General features: G+C 34.6%; 21 protein-coding genes. All 21 read left to right on the top strand.

The features are described 5' to 3' along the window. Positions 1-132 precede the first annotated feature (132 nt). The 21 genes from KHA88_RS17465 to KHA88_RS17365 all read left to right on the top strand — a co-directional run bounded on the left by KHA88_RS17465 (position 133) and on the right by KHA88_RS17365 (position 22327). Positions 133-1962: a polysaccharide biosynthesis protein gene (locus KHA88_RS17465; protein WP_213099765.1), complete on the top strand. Its 1830-nt coding sequence runs from the start codon at positions 133-135 to the stop codon at positions 1960-1962. A 14-nt stretch (positions 1963-1976) separates the two neighbouring features. Then, positions 1977-2855, top strand: coding sequence for a UTP--glucose-1-phosphate uridylyltransferase GalU (gene galU, locus KHA88_RS17460; protein WP_213099766.1), 879 nt, complete (start codon positions 1977-1979; stop codon positions 2853-2855). A gap of 9 nt (positions 2856-2864) precedes the next feature. Further along, entirely contained in the window at positions 2865-4010 is a 1146-nt protein-coding gene (locus tag KHA88_RS17455) for a glycosyltransferase family 4 protein (RefSeq protein ID WP_213099767.1), read from the top strand. Next, positions 3995-5104: a glycosyltransferase family 1 protein gene (locus tag KHA88_RS17450; protein WP_213099768.1), complete on the top strand. Its 1110-nt coding sequence runs from the start codon at positions 3995-3997 to the stop codon at positions 5102-5104. Before KHA88_RS17455 ends, KHA88_RS17450 begins: the two co-directional genes overlap by 16 nt. Before the next feature lie 8 nt (positions 5105-5112). Continuing rightward, positions 5113-6003 (top strand): glycosyltransferase family 2 protein, encoded by an 891-nt coding sequence (locus tag KHA88_RS17445; protein WP_213099769.1) that lies wholly within the window; start codon positions 5113-5115, stop codon positions 6001-6003. Positions 6004-6063: 60 nt separating this feature from the next. Then, a complete protein-coding gene (locus KHA88_RS17440) occupies positions 6064-7134 on the top strand; it encodes an EpsG family protein (RefSeq protein WP_213099770.1) in 1071 nt (356 codons plus the stop codon). Between the two features lie 66 nt (positions 7135-7200). After that, positions 7201-8322 (top strand): glycosyltransferase family 1 protein, encoded by a 1122-nt coding sequence (locus KHA88_RS17435; protein WP_249313310.1) that lies wholly within the window; start codon positions 7201-7203, stop codon positions 8320-8322. Beyond that, positions 8316-9518 (top strand): glycosyltransferase, encoded by a 1203-nt coding sequence (locus tag KHA88_RS17430; RefSeq protein WP_213099844.1) that lies wholly within the window; start codon positions 8316-8318, stop codon positions 9516-9518. The genes KHA88_RS17435 and KHA88_RS17430 overlap by 7 nt, the downstream gene beginning before the upstream one ends. Before the next feature lie 25 nt (positions 9519-9543). After that, positions 9544-10614, top strand: coding sequence for a UDP-glucose 4-epimerase GalE (galE, locus tag KHA88_RS17425; RefSeq protein WP_213099772.1), 1071 nt, complete (start codon positions 9544-9546; stop codon positions 10612-10614). Positions 10615-10636: 22 nt separating this feature from the next. Beyond that, positions 10637-10789: a YwzD family small protein gene (locus KHA88_RS17420; RefSeq protein ID WP_213099773.1), complete on the top strand. Its 153-nt coding sequence runs from the start codon at positions 10637-10639 to the stop codon at positions 10787-10789. A gap of 32 nt (positions 10790-10821) precedes the next feature. Further along, positions 10822-11436: a sugar transferase gene (locus KHA88_RS17415; protein WP_213099774.1), complete on the top strand. Its 615-nt coding sequence runs from the start codon at positions 10822-10824 to the stop codon at positions 11434-11436. After that, positions 11433-12077 (top strand): acetyltransferase, encoded by a 645-nt coding sequence (locus tag KHA88_RS17410; RefSeq protein WP_213099775.1) that lies wholly within the window; start codon positions 11433-11435, stop codon positions 12075-12077. The genes KHA88_RS17415 and KHA88_RS17410 overlap by 4 nt, the downstream gene beginning before the upstream one ends. Beyond that, entirely contained in the window at positions 12078-13256 is a 1179-nt protein-coding gene (locus tag KHA88_RS17405) for a DegT/DnrJ/EryC1/StrS family aminotransferase (RefSeq protein ID WP_213099776.1), read from the top strand. 20 nt (positions 13257-13276) lie between these two features. Continuing rightward, a complete protein-coding gene (locus KHA88_RS17400; protein ID WP_213099777.1) occupies positions 13277-13627 on the top strand; it encodes an XRE family transcriptional regulator in 351 nt (116 codons plus the stop codon). An 82-nt stretch (positions 13628-13709) separates the two neighbouring features. Beyond that, positions 13710-14900, top strand: a complete 1191-nt coding sequence (locus KHA88_RS21350) for a glycosyltransferase (RefSeq protein WP_213122613.1) — start codon at positions 13710-13712, stop codon at positions 14898-14900. 13 nt (positions 14901-14913) lie between these two features. Then, positions 14914-16116 (top strand): glycosyltransferase, encoded by a 1203-nt coding sequence (locus tag KHA88_RS17390; RefSeq protein ID WP_249308761.1) that lies wholly within the window; start codon positions 14914-14916, stop codon positions 16114-16116. An 88-nt stretch (positions 16117-16204) separates the two neighbouring features. After that, positions 16205-17392, top strand: coding sequence for a glycosyltransferase (locus tag KHA88_RS17385; protein WP_249308763.1), 1188 nt, complete (start codon positions 16205-16207; stop codon positions 17390-17392). 13 nt (positions 17393-17405) lie between these two features. Beyond that, positions 17406-18380: a glycosyltransferase gene (locus KHA88_RS17380; protein ID WP_213099778.1), complete on the top strand. Its 975-nt coding sequence runs from the start codon at positions 17406-17408 to the stop codon at positions 18378-18380. A 25-nt stretch (positions 18381-18405) separates the two neighbouring features. Further along, positions 18406-20220, top strand: coding sequence for an ABC transporter ATP-binding protein (locus KHA88_RS17375; protein WP_249313308.1), 1815 nt, complete (start codon positions 18406-18408; stop codon positions 20218-20220). A gap of 19 nt (positions 20221-20239) precedes the next feature. Further along, on the top strand, positions 20240-21406 hold the full coding sequence (locus KHA88_RS17370; RefSeq protein ID WP_213099779.1) for a glycosyltransferase: 1167 nt from the start codon (positions 20240-20242) through the stop codon (positions 21404-21406). Positions 21407-21472: 66 nt separating this feature from the next. Further along, the gene (locus KHA88_RS17365) at positions 21473-22327 is read left to right on the top strand and encodes a PIG-L deacetylase family protein (protein WP_213099780.1); all 855 of its coding nucleotides are present in this window, start codon (positions 21473-21475) and stop codon (positions 22325-22327) included. The last annotated feature ends 15 nt before the right edge of the window (positions 22328-22342 follow it).

Below are 22342 nucleotides of genomic sequence, written 5' to 3'. Positions count from 1 at the left end.
GCTAGACATTTATAAAGATCTTAATTATGGAGTTTTTAGCCGTGGCTTTTTTGTGGTTCCTTATTTCAAAAGACTCTTTAATTAAGATCTTTATTTTTCGGTCACAAATCTAGAATTAAAGGGGAGTAATTTATGTCCTACCAGCAAAGGTTATCTTTATTCATTATTGTGGATTCATGTATTGTACTAACCGCCATCTTCTTCGGGCGCTTTTTAGTTAACGCTAGCTTTAATGTTATAACCTTTCCAATTATTTTAAGCTCTATTTCCATCATTGTAAGTCATCATATATTTTCATTCATTTTTAAAATCTATAAAAAAGCATGGGAATATGCGAGTATCGGAGAACTAATCATTATTTTTAAAGTCGTCACTTTATCTATAGTAACTGCAGGTGTCGTCCAGCAAATGATGATTCATGAAATATACTTCAGACTCCTTGCTGTTACTTGGATGCTTCATCTGTTGTTCATTGGAGCTTCAAGGTTTTGCTGGAGAATATATCGTGATAACTATTTGAACAAAGCAGATAACAAAAAACGGACACTTATTATAGGGGCGGGTTCTGCAGGTACGATGGTGGCCAGGCAATTATTAAAAAATAATGATGCAGAACTATTACCGATTGCGTTTATAGATGACGACAAAAACAAACATTATCTGGATATAATGGGGGTTCCAGTAGTTGGTGATGTGAATCGAATTGAGAAGGCAGTTCAGGAATTGAATATCGAGAATATTATTATCGCTATCCCATCACTGTGTAAAAAGAAGTTAAACACGATCTTTCAAGAATGCGCTAAAACAAAAGCCAAAACACAAATCCTACCTTTGTTGGAGGATCTCGTTACCGGCAAAATTGCTGTAAATCAATTTCGTGATGTTCAAGTGGAGGATTTATTAGGTAGGGAACCGGTTGATTTAGATATTGATAGTATATCTGAATATGTAACGAACAAAGTGATATTAGTAACCGGTGCGGGAGGATCAATTGGATCTGAAATCTGCCGTCAAATAGCTAAGTTTAATCCACAAAAACTAGTGTTATTAGGACATGGCGAAAATAGTATTTATTCGATTGAACAAGAATTAAAAGAAACCTTTGGACATTCAACTATTGAATTTTTAACGGAAATTGCGGATGTGAAGGACGAGAAAAAAATGATGTTAGTGATGGGGACATATCAACCCCATGTCGTTTATCATGCGGCTGCTCATAAACATGTACCATTAATGGAACGTAACCCTGAAGAAGCTGTTAAAAATAACATCATTGGAACGAGGAATGTTGCAGAGGCAGCAAGTTGGCATGGGGTGGAAACATTTGTAATGATTTCTTCGGATAAAGCAGTTAATCCAACAAGTGTGATGGGTGCAACAAAAAGACTTGCTGAAATGATTATTCAAAATATGGATCAAAAAAGCAAAACCAGGTTTGTTGCTGTCAGATTCGGTAATGTCTTGGGAAGTCGAGGCAGTGTGATTCCCTTATTTAAAAAACAAATCGAAAAAGGCGGACCCGTTACAGTGACACATCGTGAAATGGTCCGGTATTTTATGACCATCCCTGAAGCCTCAAGGCTAGTCATCCAAGCTGGAGCATTAGCCAAAGGCGGAGAAATCTTTGTGTTACATATGGGTGACCCAATAAAAATTGTCGATTTGGCAAGGAATTTAATTAAATTATCGGGTAATTCTGTGGAAGAAATCGGTATAGAATTTACCGGAATGAGGCCTGGCGAAAAGCTATTTGAAGAATTATTAAAGGAAGATGAAGTACAAGATCAGCAAGTATATCCGAAAATTTATATTGGGAAGACGGCGAAGCTATTCCTCGATGAGATTGATTCAATTATTAGAAGTTATTCTACTTTAGATAAAGAGATATTAAGAGAAACACTTATTGACTTGGCGAACAATAAGGTTAAAGCAAAACTACCATTAATATCAGTTACAGGTTAAGGGGGAAGAAGTATATGAAAATAAGGAAAGCAATAATCCCGGCAGCTGGTTTAGGAACAAGATTTTTGCCAGCAACAAAAGCAATGCCAAAGGAAATGCTACCAATCGTCGATAAGCCCACCATTCAATACATAGTAGAGGAAGCTATTGAGTCAGGGATCGAAGATATTATCATTGTGACAGGTAAAGGAAAAAGAGCGATTGAAGATCATTTCGATCATTCTTTTGAGTTGGAACAAAATTTATTAGAGAAAGGAAAGTTTGATCTCTTAAATGAGGTGCAAAAGTCCTCCAAATTAGTGGATATCCACTATATTCGGCAAAAAGAGCCAAAAGGGTTAGGTCATGCCATCTGGTGTGCACGGAAATTTATTGGAGATGAACCATTTGCTGTTCTGCTTGGAGACGACATAATTCAAGCTGAGAAACCTTGTTTAAGACAAATGATTGAACAATATGAAAGATATAATGCCTCCATACTTGGGGTTCAATCGGTTGCTGATGATGAGGTATCAAGATATGGAATTGTTGATGGGCATACAATTGGCGAGCGCTTTTATAGTGTCAAGCATCTAGTTGAGAAGCCAATATTGACTGAGGCGCCCTCTAACCTAGCAATTATGGGAAGATATATCCTTAATCCTAGAATTTTTGAAATACTGGAGAAACAGGAACCGGGGGCTGGCGGGGAAATTCAATTGACGGATGCAATCGCTGCATTAAATCTTTTCGAAGCGGTTTACGCATATGACTTTGAAGGGGTTCGGCATGACGTGGGAGAGAAAATGGGATTTATTCAAACGACGATAGAGTTTGCCTTACAACGGGAAGAATTAAGAAAAGAACTGATCAATTATCTATCATCCGTTCTTGATAGACAATTGATCAAGTAAGGTGAGGCCATGAGGAAAAAGGTGTTGTTTTGTGCAACTGTTGATTTCCATTTTACTGCCTTTCATTTACCTTATTTAAAATGGTTTAAGGATCAAGGCTGGGAAGTTCATCTTGCTGCAGCTGGTAAATTAGACATTCCTTTTGTTGATAAAAAGTATGATATACCGATTCAGCGATCTCCTTTCAAAAGAAAGAACATAGGTGCATATAAAGTGTTGAAAACACTTATCGATGATCATCGGTATGAAATCATTCATTGTCATACACCAATGGGTGGTGTCTTAACCCGATTAGCGGCCCGAAAGGCAAGAAATCATGAAACAAAGGTGATTTATACGGCGCATGGCTTTCATTTTTGCAAAGGTGCACCGCTTTTAAATTGGCTTGTTTATTATCCAATTGAAAAAGTGCTAGCCCGCTATACGGATTGTTTAATAACCATTAATGAAGAAGATTTTAGCCTGGCAGTCAATCATCATTTTAAGGCAACCCGAATAGAACATGTACATGGAGTTGGCGTTAATACAGAACGATTTACACCAGTAAAGGATAAATCTGCACTAAGGAAAAAGTATCATTATCCCAATGATACTTTTTTGATGTTTTATGCAGCTGAGTTTAATAAGAATAAAAATCAACAAATTCTTATCGAAGCATTGCCCTTCATTAAGGAGCAGCTACCAACTGCAAAACTTTTATTAGCTGGGGATGGTCCATTAATTGATCATTGCAAACAACTTGCAAAAAATCTAGGAGTTGAAGAAATGGTCGACTTCCTGGGCTATCGTCAAGATGTCGAATCATTATTAAAAATGAGTGACATTGCTGTTGCCTCAAGTTTACGGGAAGGATTACCGGTCAACATCATGGAAGCGATGGCTTGTGGATTGCCGATCGTAGCAGTTGATAACAGAGGACATCGGGAACTCGTCTTCAATAACCAAAATGGATTTCTTGTAGGAAAAGAAGCTATTGAAATTGCTAATAAGATTATTAACCTTGCTGTAAATAAAGATTTAAGAGAGCAATTTGGATTGCATAGTCGATTTGTAATAGAAGAGAAATATAGCGTTGATAGAATTTTAGAAGAAAGTAGACAAATGTACAAAAAAGTAATGGATCAGATGGAGGAAATTCAGTGGGCAGTCCAATAAGAATATTGCATGTTGTCGTTAATATGAATCGAGGTGGAGCCGAGACACTTATTATGAATTTATATCGGAATATTAATAAGTCTAAGGTTCAATTTGATTTCTTAACATGTAAGCCTGGTGTTTTTGATGATGAAATCAGTAAAATGGGCGGTAAAGTGCATAGAATTCCTTATATCTCAGATGTTGGGCATTTTAAATATATACGAGAATTAGATCGTTTTTTTTCTATAAATAACAATTATAAAATCGTTCACTCACACATAGATAAGATGAGCGGACTTGTTCTTAGATCAGCTAAAAAAGCTGGAATTACAATTCGAATATCACATAGTCATAATACGCAAAGTGAGGGGGGCATAGCTGCAAGAACATATAAGTGGTTTACAGGAAAGTTAATCATCCCTAACTCGACAAATTTTTTTGCCTGTTCAAATTATGCAGCAAAATGGTTATTTAATGAGAAATCTAGCTCTGCCAAGATTTTAAAAAATGGGATTGAACCTGATACATTTAATTTTTCCAATAAAGTAAGAAAACAATTCAAAGAAGAATTAAAGCTAGCAGATAACACCTTTGTTCTCGGGCATGTTGGAAGGTTTGCTGAGCAAAAAAATCATACTTTTCTTATCGATGTATTTGCGGACTTATGTAAAGAAAACAATAACTCGATTCTTTTATTAATTGGTGATGGACCTTTACGTAAAGATATTGAAGAAAAGGTTCGGAACTTAAATTTAGAAAAAAGGGTGATGTTTCTAGGGATAAGAAGTGATATTAACCGTATCCTTCAAGGGTTAGATATATTTGTATTTCCATCTTTGCATGAAGGTTTACCCGTTTCATTAATTGAGGCACAAGGGGCGGGATTACCTTGCCTCATCTCTGATCGTATTTCGCCTGAAGTTGATATTGGAAGGAACTTAGTTGATTACGCATCCATAGAAGACAAAGCAAAATGGGTAAATAAGATAAGGAACATTGCTTCAACACCGTTTTTAAGAACGAGTGTGAATGATTCTTTAGTAGCGCAAGGATATGATATATCAGCCACTGCCAATCATATTGAAGATTTTTATTTAAAGATCTCGGGGTGAATGAACAGATGAAATTGTTAACCGTATTTACTCCAACATATAATCGAGCGTATTGCCTAGAACATTGCTATCGAAGTCTTTTTCGCCAAACGAGTAAGGACTTTATTTGGCTTATCATTGATGACGGTTCTACCGATGGTACGAAACAATTAGTAGATGGATGGATTAGGGAAAATGTGATTGAAATTAGATATATTTGGCAAGCAAACAAAGGAATGCATGGAGCACATAACAAAGCGTATGAACTGATCGATACTGAATTAAATGTGTGCATTGACTCAGATGATTATATGCCAGAAGATGCTGTAGAAAAGATCAATAACTTTTGGAGAAAGCACGGCAGCAACAAAGTGAGTGGCATCATTGGACTCGATTCATACACGAATAATCAAGTGATAGGTACAAGATTACCCCACCATTTAAAAAGCTCTACATTATTTAATCTCTATAGCAAGCACGGTGTTACAGGTGACAAAAAGCTCGTATATCGAACGGAATTAACAAAGCAGTATCCATATCCAATTTTCGGTAACGAAAAATATGTAGGTCTTGCATACAAATATTATATGTTAGATAAGCAATACGAAATGCTACTCATGAACGAGGTGTTGTGTTGTGTAGAGTATCTTCCAGATGGTTCATCATTAAATATGTTTAATCAATATAGAAAAAATCCGAAGGGTTTTGCATTTTATCGAAAAGAATTAATGAAGTTACCCTTTGCAAATAGTTCATTTAAATTTAGACAAGCGATACATTATGTATCTAGTAGCTTACTAATAAATAATAAAAGGTTTTTGAAAGAAACCCCAAGCAAAGGCTTAACAATTTTAGCAATCCCATTTGGCATCTTATTATTTATATATATTACAACAAAGACAAGGACTGCACAGGGATAAGGCTAGGCAGCCGACTTTTATTTGACGGAGGGAAATATCTGTCTTGAAAGGAAATGGCCAATGACTTTTCTATGGATCAATCTCGCTATCGTTTTTATTTTATCGTTTTTTTCAAGGTATTTCGCCACACCTGTACTGGCAACAGGAGCAATTACTCCAATAAAACCGAATAAAATCTTAGTATTAGGTGCGCTATTATCATTAGTGTTTATATCGGGTCTTAGATCTGGTATAGGAGACACTTTTTTTTATGCACGTATTTATGTGATAAATGATTTTACATGGGAGTTTATAACCTCTCAGAAAGATATTGGTTTTGGGATTCTTCAAATGCTGTTAAAGAAATACTCAGACGATCCTCAAATAATGATTTTTACAACAGCTTTAATCACTAATGTTCTGATTATTTCCGTACTATATAAATATTCACGGATCTTTGAGTTAAGCGTGTATGTTTACATTACGGGTGGCTTATTTTTGGTTTCAATGAATGGCATAAGGCAAGTGCTAGCTGCAGCCATCATTTTTACGGCGACAAAGTATTTAATCAATGGGAATTGGCTCAAGTATTTCTTAATTGTTCTTCTGTCTTCAACATTTCATCAAAGTACATTGATACTTATACCTATCTATTTCTTAGTTAGATATAAAGCATGGTCTAATGCAACGTATATAGTTCTGTTCTTCGCTTTAGTAATTGTCGTCGGCTATAATCAATTTTCCGCCATTTTATTTACTGTAATAGAAGATACTCAATACGGTCATTACTCTAATTTTAAGGAAGGTGGGGCAAATGTATTTAGGGTTGCAGTAAATGCTGCGCCTCTTATAATTGCCTACCTCGGCAGGGAGAAACTTAGAGAGATATTTCCTAGCAGTGACATTATCGTTAATATGTCTCTAATCGGTTTTGTGTTCATGATGGTTTCGACACAAAATTGGATTTTTGCAAGGTTTTCAATTTATTTTAGTTTGTATCAATTAATCCTAATTTCTTGGATTGTAAAGCTTTTTAGTATTAAATATCAAAGGTTGGTTTATTATGCATTATTGATTTGCTACTTACTCTATTACTTTTATGAAAATGTTATGAGTTTAAATATCATTTATGAAAGTAATTTTTTTGGATAGGCTATTTTAATCGAAAGGAAGGAGTAGATGGAACATCCTAAAAGAGTCTTGCACATCGTAAGTTCTATGGGGCGAGGTGGAGCTGAAACGCTCATCATGAATATTTACAGAAATATAGACCGCACGAAAGTCCAGTTTGATTTTATTATTCATAGTCAGGACAAGGAAGACTCCTCATATGATGATGAAATTAAATCTATGGGGGGGGAAATATACAGCATCCCTAGTCTTGGAACAACGGGACCTATTAAATATATAAAAAGTTTAATCGATGTGATGTCTGCAAATAATTATATAGCGATTCATGCACATACTGATTACCAAAGTGGGTTTCCGGCATTAGCAGCAAAGATTTGTGGAATAGAAAATAGAATTTGTCACTCGCATAGTAATAATTGGTTGAAGAGAAATAGTTTGAAAGAAATAGTCATGTTGAAAACACTACAAGGATTGATTAAGTTTTCCGCGACAAAGTTTTGCAGTTGTAGTGAGGAAGCGGCTGAGTTCCTATTCGGCAAAAGAAGAAATAATCGAGTGCAAATACTAAATAACGGGATAGATATTAGTAAATATATCGATATTGATCCAGATAGTAGAAATAGTGTTTTAAAAGAACTTCATTTGGAAGAGGATGTAAAAATCATTGGTCATGTCGGGCGATTTTCCGAATCAAAGAATCAAATGTTCATTTTAAAGGTTTTGAAAACACTGGTAGAAGAAGATCCAAGCTTTGTCGCCATTTTAATCGGTGAAGGCCCCCTAAGAGGCACGATTGAAAAGGAAGCAAAGAAACTTGGATTGCTTGAGCATATCAGATTTTTAGGAATACGCTCTGACATAGCAAGACTAATGAATGCCTTTGATATTTTTCTCTTCCCTTCTTTATTTGAAGGCTTCGGTATTGTCATGTTAGAAGCACAAAGCTCAGGGACTCCCTGTATCGCTTCAACTTTTGTAACTAATAGTACGGATATGGGTTTAGGATTAGTGACATACATCGATCTTGAGGATGACATGGACAAATGGTGTGATCACATTAATGCGGCAATTGTAATGGATCGACCAAACAAGCAATCGATTATTAAAAATATCTCTAATTTAGGGTTTAGTATCCAAGAAAGTTTGAATGATTGGCTGAGATTATATGGCATACTGAGCCAGACAAAAGATGGAGGTATGACATATTGAAGAAAAAAATCTTAATCTCTTCTTTTGATTTGGCAATAGGTGGTGTAGAACGTAGTTTAATTGGCTTGTTAAATCAAATAGACTATAACAAGTATGAGGTAGACCTAATGCTTTTTAAACACGAGGGAGAGTTTCTTTCGTTTCTGCCTTCAGGTCCCCACCTATTGGCCGAAGTTCCTCAATATACTACATTCAGAAAGTCGATCCAACAAATAGCGAAGGAAGGATATTTTCCGATCGCTATGTCTAGGTTAGTAGCAAAATCATTTAGTTCCTTTCATGGAAAGGTAAAAAAAGTTGATGAACCGGGATATTTGACAATACAGTATGGATGGGAAATGACAAATCCATTTCTGCCAAAACTAAATAAAGAATATGATGTGGCTATAGGATTCCTATGGCCACATAACTTTATAGGGGGAAAAGTAAAAGCTAAGAAAAGAATCGGTTGGATCCATACGGATTACTCAAACATTTATGTAAATAAAAAAGTGGAATGTCGAATGTGGAATAAGTTAGATAAAATTGTGGCTGTGTCGGAAGAGTGTTCAAAAACATTTCTGAATGTTTTCCCCGACTACAAAGATAAAACCTCTGTCATTGAGAATATTCTTTCTCCTGAATTTATTAGAGACCAAGCTAATAAAGAGATTCCTGAAGAAATAAAGAAAACATCTGGAAAAAAAATATTAGTTACAGTGGGACGACTTTCACATGCAAAAGGTTTGGATTATGCTGTAAAAGCTTGTAAGGAATTGATTGATAAAGGATATGATGTGGAGTGGTACGTAGTCGGGTATGGTCCCCTTGAAGATGAGCTTCTTAGATTGATTAATGATTTAGAACTTAAAAATCGTTTCATTTTATTAGGTAAGAAGGTTAATCCTTATCCGTACATAAAAGCATGTGATATTTATGTGCAGCCATCTAGGTATGAAGGGAAGGCTGTTACTATCCGTGAAGCGCAGATTCTAGGGAAACCAGTCGTAATCACCAATTTTCCTACCGCAAAAAGCCAAGCACGAGATGAATATGATGCATTAATCACATCGCTTACTATTGATGGAATTGTAAAAGGGATAAGCCGGTTAATAGATGATAAAAAGTTAAAGGAAAGTATCATCACAAATATCCGCAAAAAGAATTATGGAAACGAATACGAAGTGGAAAAATTATATGAGTTAATCGAAGCATAATTAAAAGTAAGGGAGGTAGATAAAAATGGCTATACTCATTACTGGAGGCGCCGGCTATATCGGCAGCCATACATGTATCGAATTGTTAAATGCAGGTTATGAAATTGTAGTGGTTGACAATTATATCAATAGTAAACCAGAATCACTAAAGCGTGTGAGTGAGATTACGGGTAGAGACATTAAAGTTTATAATGTTGATTTATTGAATAAGAAGAGTTTGGAAAAAGTGTTTATTGAAAATACAATAGATGCCGTCATTCATTTTGCCGGATTAAAAGCCGTTGGAGAATCAGTTCAAACACCTCTTCTGTACTATGAACAAAATATTATTGGCACGCTAAAATTATGTAACTTAATGAAGAAGCATCATGTTAAAAATCTGGTTTTTAGCTCGTCTGCGACAGTTTATGGAACGCCCGAGTACATTCCAATTAGTGAAGACTCTGAATTAAGAGCAATGAATCCATACGGGCGAACAAAACGGATGATCGAAGAAATGTTAGCTGATCTTTATGGTTCAGATCCTAGCTGGAGTATTGCGCTTTTAAGATATTTTAATCCCATCGGTGCTCATGAAAGCGGACTGATTGGTGAAGCGCCAAATGGGATTCCCAATAATTTGATGCCTTATATTACACAAGTGGCGATTGGAAAACTAAAAGAGCTTAATGTATATGGAAATGGTTATCCAACTATAGATGGAACTGGTATAAGAGATTATATCCATGTAGTCGATCTTGCAAAAGGTCATTTGAAAGCACTAGAAAATGTAATCGGAAAAACCGGTGTTGAACCGTATAACCTTGGGACTGGTAAAGGATATAGTGTCCTGGAGGTGATTGCAGCTTTTGGGAAAGCATCGTCTGTAACAATACCTTTTAAAATAGTGAGTCCGAGGCCCGGAGACATAGCAGTTTGCTATGCAGACCCTACTAAAGCCAAACAAGAACTTGGATGGACTGCAGAAAAAGGGCTTGAAGAAATGTGTGCAGATTCGTGGAGATGGCAATCCAATAACCCGAATGGATATGAACAAAAAATATTATTACATAACGAAAATCCTCGCTTAATTAATACAGCGGGGATTTCCTTATGATCACGTAAAGGACGATGAATAAATGAGTATCTCTGAAAAATTATCCGATCAACAGTTCAAGGAATTGTTAGAAGACATATATATGAAAGGACAAGAATCAGAATTCATACAAGCAGAAGACATACTAAAGGATATAGAAAATAAACTGATGACACTGCTTGCTATGTCAAATTAACCAAACTATTAACCTAGGAGCTGGAGCCTTAAGTGAAAAGACTCTTAGATTTTATTTGCTCGGCGTTATTACTAATTATATTTTCACCGATTATTTTATTAATTGGACTGTTAGTTAAAGTGAAATTAGGAAAACCCATCCTATTTAAGCAAAAACGTCCGGGATTACACGGAAGGCCATTTTATTTATATAAATTTCGCACGATGACTGATGAAAAGGATTGTAATGGAAACCTACTTCCAGACAGCGCTAGAATAACCTCTTTCGGGAAATTCTTACGAAAGTATAGTCTGGATGAGCTTCCACAACTCATTAATGTCTTAAAAGGGGAGCTCAGTTTAGTGGGACCTCGACCACTTTTAATGGAGTATTTACCTTTATACACGCCGGAACAAGCAAAGCGTCACCTAGTGAAACCTGGAATAACAGGATGGGCACAGGTGAATGGGCGGAATGCGATTAGTTGGGAAGAGAAATTTAAATTCGATGTATGGTACGTGAATAACTATTCCTTATTACTAGATCTGAAAATCTTATTTTTCACGATAATAAAGGTCCTTCATTCGGAAGGAGTTAATCAACCTGGGAATGCGACAATGGAAAGTTTTATAGGCTCAAAGTCTACTGTGAAGGAGGGACATGGGTGAAAATAGCGATCCTCGGTCAAGGTGGTCATAGTAAAGTCATTCAGGATCTTATTTCATTGAACTGTAATTTTCAAATTATTGCTTATTTAGATGATAAATACAAAGAATTATCAATGAAGGAGGATACTTTTTATGGACCAATTTCATCAGTAGAATCGCTAATCAATATTGATAAAGATGTAAAATTCATCATCGCAATTGGGAATAATAAGATTCGGAGATTGATTGCCAACAAGGTGAAACTTCCAAATGAAAGCTATATTACACTCATTCATTCCACAGCAAGTGTAAGTCCAAGCGCAAAAATCGGTTATGGGTCGGTTATTATGGCTCATACCGTGATTAATTCGGATACTCAAATCGGTGATCATACAATTATTAATACTGGTTCAGTTATCGAGCATGATAATCAACTTGGAAGTTTTGTTCATATTTCTCCAAATGCCACACTTACAGGGACAGTTAAAATTGAGGATGGGGTACATGTTGGGGCGGGAGCTACAATTATTCCGTCTGTAACAATTGGAGAATGGTCGGTCATTGGTGCAGGAGCAACTGTTATCGATCGTATACCCTCTAATAGCACTGCTGTAGGTGTTCCAGCTAGGGTGAAGAATAAACAAATGATTGAGGGTGTATAAATGATTCAAACAAAAAATAAAAGTAGAATTTATCTTTCGCCACCACATTTGTCTGGTCATGAAATCAAATATATTCAAGCAGCAATTGATACGAATTGGATCGCGCCGCTTGGACCCAATGTAGATGCATTTGAAAATGAAATAGCCCGTTATATAGGTGTGGGTGGGGCTGTTGCCGTAAGCTCAGGAACTGCAGCCATTCATTTGGCCCTTTCTTTATTAGATGTGAAAAAAGGAGATTCCATATTTTGTTCTACCCTTACATTTGTTGCAAGTGCCAATCCAATCCTTTATCAAGGTGCAGAGCCAGTTTTTATTGATTCTGAACCTGAAACTTGGAATATGTCACCAGAAGCACTAGAAAGGGCATTCCAAGACGCTTCACGTTCAGGAAAGTTGCCAAAAGCTGTGATTGTTGTCAATTTATACGGACAAAGTGCAAAGATGGATGAAATTCTATCTATATGTAACCGATATGATGTACCTATTATTGAGGATGCGGCAGAATCACTTGGTTCCACATATAAAAGAAAGCCTAGTGGTTCCTTCGGGAAATTTGGAGTTTTTTCATTTAACGGAAATAAAATCATCACCACTTCCGGTGGCGGCATGCTTGTCTCCGATGATGTAAAAGCATTAAATAAGGCGCGCTTTTTAGCTACTCAATCAAGAGATCCAGCCCCTCATTATCAACACAGTGAGCGAGGGTTTAATTATCGGATGAGCAATATTTTAGCTGGGATTGGGAGAGGGCAACTTGAAATACTGGAGGAAAGAGTGCTTGCTAGACGAATAATATTTTCTAAGTATTACAGAGAATTATCAGATCTACCCGACATTCACTTTATGCCTGAGTTAGAAAATACTATGTCAAATCGTTGGCTTACAACTTTAACAATAGATCAGAAAGGTGCGGGAATTTCTCCTTATGAATTAATTCAATTGTTAGCTGAAGAAAATATCGAAGCGCGCCCAGTGTGGAAACCTTTGCATTTGCAGCCCTTATTCGAAGGAACAAAATACTATCCTCATAGTGACCTTCATAATGTGTCGGAACAGTTATTTACAAATGGATTATGCTTACCTTCTGGCTCAAATATTTCTGAAGAAGAGATGATGAGAGTGGTTGATTGCATGAAGCATGCATTAAAGCCAAAAGCTTATAGGATCATCCAATAAGGAAAAAGAGGTATAAAGGAATGATAGGGAAAAATATATATGAGATAAGAAAGAGAAGAGGTTTTACATTAACTGAGCTGGCAGATCGAGCAGGTATAGCCAAATCTTATTTGAGCAATATCGAAAGGAACGTCAATAAAAATCCTTCCATTAATGTAGTGGAAAAAATCGCATTAGTTTTAGGGGTGGAAATGAAAGCACTATTAATTTCGGACGCAAATTCAGAAACTCAGCCACAACCGCTTGATGAAGAATGGGTTGATTTTGTTCATGAACTAAAAGATTCCGGTGTTGAAAAAGATCAAATTCAAGAATATAAAACATTGCTTGAATTTATTAAGTGGCAAAAAAAGCGGGATGGAGGTAAATAGGTACGAAGGCAATCAAAAAGTAAGTTAGAAAATTATGATATATAAACTAATAAAATGTTAGTTAATTGTGGGTGACTAGGAAGTGAAAAAAAAATTATTATTCGTTATAGACTCATTAGATAGCGGTGGAGCTGAAAAGAGTTTAGTTACTTTGTTATCATTTTTGGATTATTCAAGGTATTCTGTAGACCTTATGATGTTTGGTCATGGTGGGGTATTTGAAGAATTTGTTCCTAAGGAAGTAAATATTTTAAGACCCTTAAAATACACAATGTTCACTACATTAAATGTTAATAAAGCTTTCGTCTATTCTATAAAGGGCTTTAATTTAAGAATGTTATTTGCAAGACTTAATTACTCTATTCGTATTCGTCGGAAAGGCTATGGGAATTCACAAATTGCTAGAATTTTTTGGGAAAGTGTTTCTAATGTAATTGAAAGCAATCCAAAAGTATACGATATTGCAATAAGCTATGCACAAGGTGTTCCAACTTTTTTTGTTGCTGAAAAAGTAAAATCAAAGATAAAAATTGCATGGGTGAATACTAGTTACAAATTAAATGAACAAGAAAAGAAGTTCCAAAAAAAATATTATGATCAATATAATAAGATAATAACAGTATCCCAATCAGCTCAAGAGATTTTTTTAGAGACATTTCCTATTTATACAATGAAAACAGATATTATATACGACATTAATAATCCTGATTTTATCTCTAAGATGGCTAATGTCGGACAGAGCTACGATGATAGTTTTAATGGAATTAGACTTTTAACTATTGGCAGATTTGATGAAGGTAAAGGCTATGATATAGCTTTAGAGGCGTGTAAAATTCTTAAAGAAAAAGGCATTAATTTTAGATGGTACGCATTGGGGAAAGGTCCTTTAAAAGAAAAAATTGAAAAATATATTAAAGAAAATAATCTATGTGAAAATTTTATCTTATTGGGCATTAAAGCAAACCCGTATCCATTTATCAAAAACTCTGATATTTATGTTCAGACATCAAGGTTTGAGGGGTTTGGACTAGCAATCGCGGAGGCCCGCATGCTTAATATACCAGTAGTGGCCACAAGGTTTGATGCAGTTTATAATCAAATGGTCGAAGGAAAGAATGGGCTTGTTGTAGATATGGAAGCTGGGGCGGTGTGTGAGGGAATCTTACAATTAATAAATGATGTTGAATTAAGGGATGAAATTATTGAATACTTGCACGCTGAGAAAAAAGGGAATGTTGAAGAAATCAATAAGTTCTATCAATTAATAGGATAGGAAGAAAGTGAATATGCCTAAAAAGAAAAGTATACTCTTTATGCTGATTAATATGAATGTGGGTGGAACTGAAAAAGCATTACTTAATATGATATCAGAGATTCCAAAAGATAAGTTTGACATAACAATTTTAATGTTAGAAGAGTATGGTGGCTTCCTGGATTCCATCCCTAGTGGCATAAAGGTCAAGTATTTCAAGGGCTATCACAACATAAAAGAAATCCTAAAAGGACCTTTACATGTAACTGCACTAGATTTCCTAAAAAAACGGAAAATCATAAAAGCTGTCATAATGACATTTTTGTGCTTTATTTCTAAAATTACAAAAGAAAGAAGTCTTTTTTATAAATATGTTTTGAGAGAATATCCATTAGACAAAAATGAATACGATATAGCAGTAGCTTATGCCGGTCCTATGGACTTCATAAGCTATTTTATTGCTCATAAAACAAAGGCAAAAAGGAAAATCCAGTGGATTCATTTCGATGTTACAAAAATAGGTTTTAATAAGTATTTTGCAGCTAAACTTTACAAGAAATTCGATCAGATTTTTGTAGTATCAAAAGAGGGGAAAAATAAGCTGGCTCGTATGTTACCAAAATTAAACGACAAAATTGATGAATTTACAAATATTGTATCACCAGAGTTAGTAGAGGAAATGGCGGAAAAGGGAGTAGGTTTTGAAGATCAGTTTGGCGGAGTTCGTATTTTAACTGTCGGACGATTAAGTAAGGAGAAGGGGCAGGATTTAACCATTCCTGTGTTAGCTAAACTTAAAAAAAATGGATTTAATGTTAGATGGTACTGTGTTGGTGATGGCACGGCCAGATATGAGTACGAACAACTTATTAATTCGTATAACCTTGGGAATGATTTTAAACTTTTAGGGGTCAACTCCAATCCGTATCCGTTTATGAAGCATTGTGACATTTATGTTCAGCCATCTCGTCATGAGGGATATTGTATCACTTTGGCTGAAGCAAGGTGCTTTAGTAATCCGATTATTAGCACAAATTTCACTGGCGCGGCTGAACAATTATTGGACGAAGAAACGGGTATTTTGGTTGGTTTTGATGAGCATCAAATGTACAACGCAATCATCCGATTATTGAATGATGATAAATTAAGACAGAAAATAAAGATAAATCTACAAAGGGAAATAGTAGGTAACGCATTGGAGATGGATAAGCTGTTAAAAATAGCGAATAGTTTTTAAAAAACTCAGGGTAATGCCTTTAAGCAGCTCGAGCTTTTTACATTAATTTAAATTAAAAACTTAATGTCTGGGGGCTGAGGTGAATAAGATGAAGAAGAAAATTCTATTTATGGTTACTAACATGAATATTGGTGGGGTTGAAAAATCATTACTCTCCCTACTGTCAGCTATTCCAAAAGATAAATATGATATCACCCTTATTTTATTAGAAAAAAAAGGCGGATTTTTGGAAAGTATCCCAAATTGGGTGAAGATTGAAGAATCCAACTGGTTTAGCGATGTAAAGCCAATAATTATGCAGCCACCTCAACAAACGGTTAAAAATTTCCTATATAATAAACAGTTTCTAAAAATACCTTCTTTTATTAATGCGTATTTTATATCCAAGTATTTCAACAATAGACATTTTTATTATCAAAATGTGTTAAAAAGTATACCTAACAATCCCAATAAATATGACATTGCAATCTCATATCAAGGACCTACAGATATTATCGATTATTATATAGCATATAAGGTAACTGCCCATAAGAAAATATCTTGGGTTCACTTTGATGTTTCTAAACATAGGATCAATGAAAAATTATATAAAAAACTATACCGAAGTTTTGAAAAAGTATTTGTAGTGTCAAAACAGGCAAAGAACAACCTCATAGACAAAGTACCATCTCTAGCCAAAAAGACTGAAGTGTTTATGAATATTATTCCAAAAGATTTAATAAAAGAAATGTCACAAGTACCGATAAAATTTGATGATGATTACAGGGGTCTAAAGATTGTAACTGTAGGTAGGCTTTCAAAGGAAAAAGGTCAAGATATGGCAATTAAAGTTTTATCTCGATTACGTGATGAAGGCTATGAAGTTAGATGGTACTGTATCGGTGAAGGAAATGAAAGAAAAGAATATGAACAATTAATCCATATGTATGGCTTAAAAAATGATTTCGTTCTTTTGGGAGCAAAGACAAACCCATATCCTTATATCTTCCAAGCTGATATTTATGTGCAAACATCTAGGCATGAGGGATATTGTATTACATTAGCAGAAGCAAAATATTTAAAAAAGCCCATTGTTACTTCGAATTTCATAGGTGCATATGAACAAATTGAAAATGATGTAACTGGAATTATAGTATCTAATGAAGAAGAATTATACAGCAAAATTAAATATATTATAGATCATAAACGTGAAAGGGAAAAACTAAGCAAGGCATTAGAGCATAAAACTTACGAAAGTACAGATGAAATACAAAAGTTTCTTACTTATATTAGTTGAAAGGATTGGAATAATGGCACCGAAAATAAGTATTATTGTTCCAGTTTATAAGGTGGAGCAATATATTCATAAATGTATTAATTCCATACTTGCCCAGACCTTTAAAGAATTTGAGTTAATCCTTGTAAATGATGGATCTCCAGATTGTTGTGGAGAAATTTGTGATGAATATGCAAAAAGAGATGCAAGAATTAAAGTTATTCATAAAGAAAATGGAGGACTAGCAGATGCAAGGAATGCCGGTTTAGAAATTGCTCAAGGAGATTATATTGGTTTTGTCGATAGTGACGATTGGATTGAACCGGATATGTATGAACTACTCTACAATATGTGTACTGAAAATGATTGTGAAATATCAAGCTGTACTAGTACTATCTATTTTACTGATAAAACAGTTATTAATGGTACGCATCCATTAACAATACATGATAGAAACGAAGCAATGAAGGAAATACTTAAAGGTGAACTATATGATGAAGTTGTATGGACAAAATTAATTAAGCGAAATCTATTGAATGATATAAGATTTCCTGTGGGAAGGATATATGAAGATACAGCATTCACATATAAAGTGATTCATAAAAGTCAACGTGTCTGCAGCATAGGATTACCAAAATATCACTATATTAAACGTGAAAACAGTATCATGGATTTGGCTATTAAAAACTTAAGAATTGATGCCGTATTAATATATAACGAGATGCATCAGTTAATAAAAGTGAATTATCCACAGTTATCCCAACTGGTAATATTAAAACTTGCTAATCACGCGATGATTATTTTGAATTTGATATCTCTTAATGGGGACTTTCACAAATATAAAAATGAATATTATAGCGTGATAGAAATTTTAAACATAAATTTTAATAAAACAATAAGACTGCTTGAATATCCGAAGACAGTTAAAATTCTGCTGATTGCCGCGAAGATTCACCCGTTATTATATAATCGCGTTATTAATCTAGTATTAGGGAGAAGAAAAGTATGAATTGTCTATTGTTAAGTATATTATTTTGAAGCGAGTTAAAAAGAGAGAAGGTGTGAAAGATTTGAGCGGAAATATCAAAAAATTGCTTGTTCTATTTAACAAAAGAGAGAAGAAAAAGTTATTATTATTATTTTTCATGATGATAATTGCAGCGTTGTTTGAAACATTGGGAATAGGATTAATTGTTCCTCTTGTCGGCATTGTAACTAATCCAGAAGCCATAAAAGAACAAGCAGCTTTGGCTTATGTATTCGAGTTGTTTAATTTTCAATCAACCACTTCATTTATGATCTTTTCGGTCATATTGTTACTAATGGTATTTGTCATAAAGAATTTATATATTCTTCTATATCTATACACACAAAACAGAATAATTTTAAATCAACAAGTAACACTATCGCGAAGATTGTTTGAAGAATACTTAACAAAACCATATACATTTCATTTACAAAGGAATACAGCAAATTTACTTAGAAATGTAAATGGAGAAGTACCAAGGGTTTTGCAAGGAATAATGATGTCTGGATTTCAGTTATTAACAGAATTATTTGTGGTCATTTGTATTTTATCTATGTTATTAGTAACGGCTCCGGTAGCGACAGTAACAGCTTCTATCTTATTAGGTGGAAGTGTTTTTTTATTCTTTAAAGTTTTTCGCAAAAAAATGAATGCGTTAGGAAAAGAGCAACACAAAGTAAGTGGATTGATGATTAAATGGGTTAATCAGGGTTTGGGAGCAAGCAAAGAAGTAAAAGTATCGGGAAAAGAAAACTTCTTTGTTAATGCATATACAAAACAAAGTCAAATTAGCGCAAATAATAGTCGTTATATGATGATGTTAGATCAAACACCTAGACTTTTTATTGAAACTTTATTAGTATCTATTGTCCTTATCACTATGCTAATTATTATTTTTCAAGGTACAAATACATCTCAAATTGTATCGACAATGGCCCTCTTTGCTATGGCAGCATTTCGACTTATGCCTTCGATCAATCGAATTATGGCAATGATAACAACTATACGGTATAGTCAACCCGCATTAGCCGTTATTTATGAGGATTTGTTTATGAATAAAGAGGAGTATTCAAATAGTAATCCTACTAATGGTATTGAATTATTATCTAATAAGGAGGGGAAATATTTTAATGATTCAATAGATTTAAGCGAAGTCTCTTTTCGTTATTCAAATCAAAAGGAATATTCAATAAAGGATATTTCTTTAACGATTCCAATTGGCCAATCGGTTGCATTTATTGGCGAATCCGGTGCTGGAAAAACAACCCTTGTTGATATTATCCTTGGATTGTTTCGTCCGGATAAAGGCAGCGTCCTTGTAGATGGAGAAAATTTAAATAATTTAAAATCTTTATGGCAACAGAAAATTGGTTATATCCCTCAATCTATATTTCTATCTGATGATTCAATCCGGGGGAATGTTGCATTTGGGATGGATGGTGAACAGATCGACGACCAAGAAGTTTGGAGAGCCCTAGATCAGGCACAATTGAAGGAATTTGTTGAAGCCCTCCCCAATAAATTAGACACTTCAGTGGGAGAACGGGGAGTGAGGCTTTCTGGGGGGCAACGCCAACGCATTGGAATTGCTCGGGCTTTGTACCATAATCCGGAAATACTATTTATGGATGAAGCAACATCAGCACTAGATAATGAAACAGAAAAAGAAATTATGAAGGCCATTGATGGCTTAAAAGGGGAAAAGACGCTGATTATTATCGCGCATAGACTAAGTACAATTGAAAATTGTGATACTGTATTCAAAATTAATAACGGTAGACTCATAGCAGTCGAAAAAAAGTTGGGACGGTCAGCCATGTAAGAAAGGGGGTTTTTACTAAATGAAAAAAATAGTTATTGTAACTAGAAGAATGGTTATGGGAGGTATAGAAAAGTCATTGATTTCAATGCTGAAATCTATACCAAAAGAAAAGTATGATGTAACAGTCTTAGTGATGGGGACTGGTGGCGAGCTTGAAGATGAGATTCCAGATCATATAAAGGTCGATTGTTTATATGGTTATGAAAAATCTAGAATAGAAAAGATATGGAATTATACAAAGAGTGGTAAATTTATTCGCGCTTTTAAAATAGGTTGGTATACGCTTCGAGCTAGAATGGCTGAAGGCGCATATAACCAAGATTTTTATCACTCTAAAATTATTCCAAAGATTGAATCAGAATATGACTTAGCAATTGCTTACCAAGCACCAGCATCTTTTCCAGTAGTATTTGTGATGAAACATTTAAGAGCTAAAACAAAGATTGCTTGGATACACTGTGACGTTTCCCAGTGGGTAAAGGAACTAAAGGATTATAAAGAATATTATGAGAAGTACGATAAAATATTTTGTGTTTCAGAATACGCCATGAACAAGTTCAATAATCTTTTTCCTAATCTAAAAGATAAAACATCTGTATTTTACAATATCCTTGATAAGGAACAACTAGCTAAAATGGCAGAAAAAGATGAAGGTTTCAATGACCAATACGATGGTATCCGTATTTTAACTGTAGGAAGATTAAGTTATGAGAAAGGGCAAGACATTATACCAAGTATACTCATGAAGTTAAGATCAAAAGGAATCAATATTAGATGGTATTGTATTGGAGAAGGTGAAAGTCGGCCGGTACTCGAAAATTTGATAAAGACATTTGGTTTAGAGGAACACTTGATCCTGTTAGGAACAAAGAAAAATCCTTATAACTATATAAAACAATGTGATGTCTATGTCCAGCCTTCTCGACATGAAGGGTATTGTATCTCATTGGCCGAGGCAAGAGCGTTCAATAAACCGATTGTAACAACAGATTTTGTTGGTGCTAGAGAACAGATAGAGAGCGGACATAATGGACTAATTAAAAAATTCGATGAAAATGAAATTTATTCAGCTCTCATTACCCTTATTAGTAATCCAAGTTTATGTACAAAGTTTAAAAACAACCTAAAAAGAACTAATGTTAACACTACTTATGAAATAAAAAAATTATTTGAAAGTGTCGGCTAACACTTCGATCTCAATATTATAAAAAGGTGAGTGAATTTGTTGCTGTTTAAAAGGCTTATTTTTAAATTGAAACAAAAAATACATGGAAATGAAAATATCATCAAGATGATAGAATATATCAGGGGATTATATAGATATCCATATAAAATGTTGGGACGTAAACTTCCGCTTAATGATCATAACAATCATACAGATGTACTCGTCTTTGCAGCCCATCCTGATGATGACGTATTAGGTCTAGGTACTACTTTATATCGGCATAGTTTGAATGGTGAAAACATAAAAGTAATTTTTGTCACAAATGGAACTGGTAGGGATGGCGAAAGTTGGAAACTTAAAGTCAATGAATCAACAAAGAAGTCCGAAATAAGATACTTTGAGGCAGCCCAAGCTTTATCACTAATAAATATTCCAAAAGAAAACATAATTTGTCTTGGTTATCCTGATGGAGGCACACAACGGTATTTGAAAAATATTTCTGTGGATATTCATGCACTCATACAAAGATTGAATCCGGGACGTATATATGTTCATTGCATTGAAGGTGGCCATGGCGATCATGATATGACAAGTTTGGTTGTTAAATCTGTATGTAATAAAATTGGCTTTTTTAATGTGTTTGAATGGGCCGAATACAACCTAGAACAGCCTTTAGGGACTCTAGACATAAAGTTTTTGCCCTCTCTTTCAACTAAGTTTAAAGAAATAAAAATAGATATTTCAGAAGAAGAACGAATAATAAAAAGAAAAATGTTAGCTTCACATCATTCGCAAGATGTTGAACAGTTCTTCTTACAAGGGGAGGCAATTCGGCAAGCTGATATGTCGGAACTCGAAACAGAAATTAATGAGCATTATCAACTCCCTAAGAGCAGAACATTACCAATAGTAAAAGAATTTTATAAGTCAACCAACATTTGAAAATGAGGTAGGAAG

It is taken from the genome of Lederbergia citrea, assembly GCF_018343525.1.
Classification (GTDB): Bacteria; Bacillota; Bacilli; order Bacillales; family Bacillaceae_C; genus Lederbergia; species Lederbergia citrea.
Note: the sequence above shows the minus strand (reverse complement) of the source record. Positions and strands in the feature narration are given on the sequence as shown.

Coding starts and splice junctions, on each gene's coding strand:
- KHA88_RS17465 (WP_213099765.1), top strand. CDS start 133: ATGTCCTACCAGCAAAGGTTATCTTTATTCATTATTGTGGATTCATGT.
- galU (WP_213099766.1), top strand. CDS start 1,977: ATGAAAATAAGGAAAGCAATAATCCCGGCAGCTGGTTTAGGAACAAGA.
- KHA88_RS17455 (WP_213099767.1), top strand. CDS start 2,865: ATGAGGAAAAAGGTGTTGTTTTGTGCAACTGTTGATTTCCATTTTACT.
- KHA88_RS17445 (WP_213099769.1), top strand. CDS start 5,113: ATGAAATTGTTAACCGTATTTACTCCAACATATAATCGAGCGTATTGC.
- KHA88_RS17440 (WP_213099770.1), top strand. CDS start 6,064: ATGACTTTTCTATGGATCAATCTCGCTATCGTTTTTATTTTATCGTTT.
- KHA88_RS17435 (WP_249313310.1), top strand. CDS start 7,201: ATGGGGCGAGGTGGAGCTGAAACGCTCATCATGAATATTTACAGAAAT.
- galE (WP_213099772.1), top strand. CDS start 9,544: ATGGCTATACTCATTACTGGAGGCGCCGGCTATATCGGCAGCCATACA.
- KHA88_RS17420 (WP_213099773.1), top strand. CDS start 10,637: ATGAGTATCTCTGAAAAATTATCCGATCAACAGTTCAAGGAATTGTTA.
- KHA88_RS17405 (WP_213099776.1), top strand. CDS start 12,078: ATGATTCAAACAAAAAATAAAAGTAGAATTTATCTTTCGCCACCACAT.
- KHA88_RS17400 (WP_213099777.1), top strand. CDS start 13,277: ATGATAGGGAAAAATATATATGAGATAAGAAAGAGAAGAGGTTTTACA.
- KHA88_RS17390 (WP_249308761.1), top strand. CDS start 14,914: ATGCCTAAAAAGAAAAGTATACTCTTTATGCTGATTAATATGAATGTG.
- KHA88_RS17385 (WP_249308763.1), top strand. CDS start 16,205: ATGAAGAAGAAAATTCTATTTATGGTTACTAACATGAATATTGGTGGG.
- KHA88_RS17380 (WP_213099778.1), top strand. CDS start 17,406: ATGGCACCGAAAATAAGTATTATTGTTCCAGTTTATAAGGTGGAGCAA.
- KHA88_RS17370 (WP_213099779.1), top strand. CDS start 20,240: ATGAAAAAAATAGTTATTGTAACTAGAAGAATGGTTATGGGAGGTATA.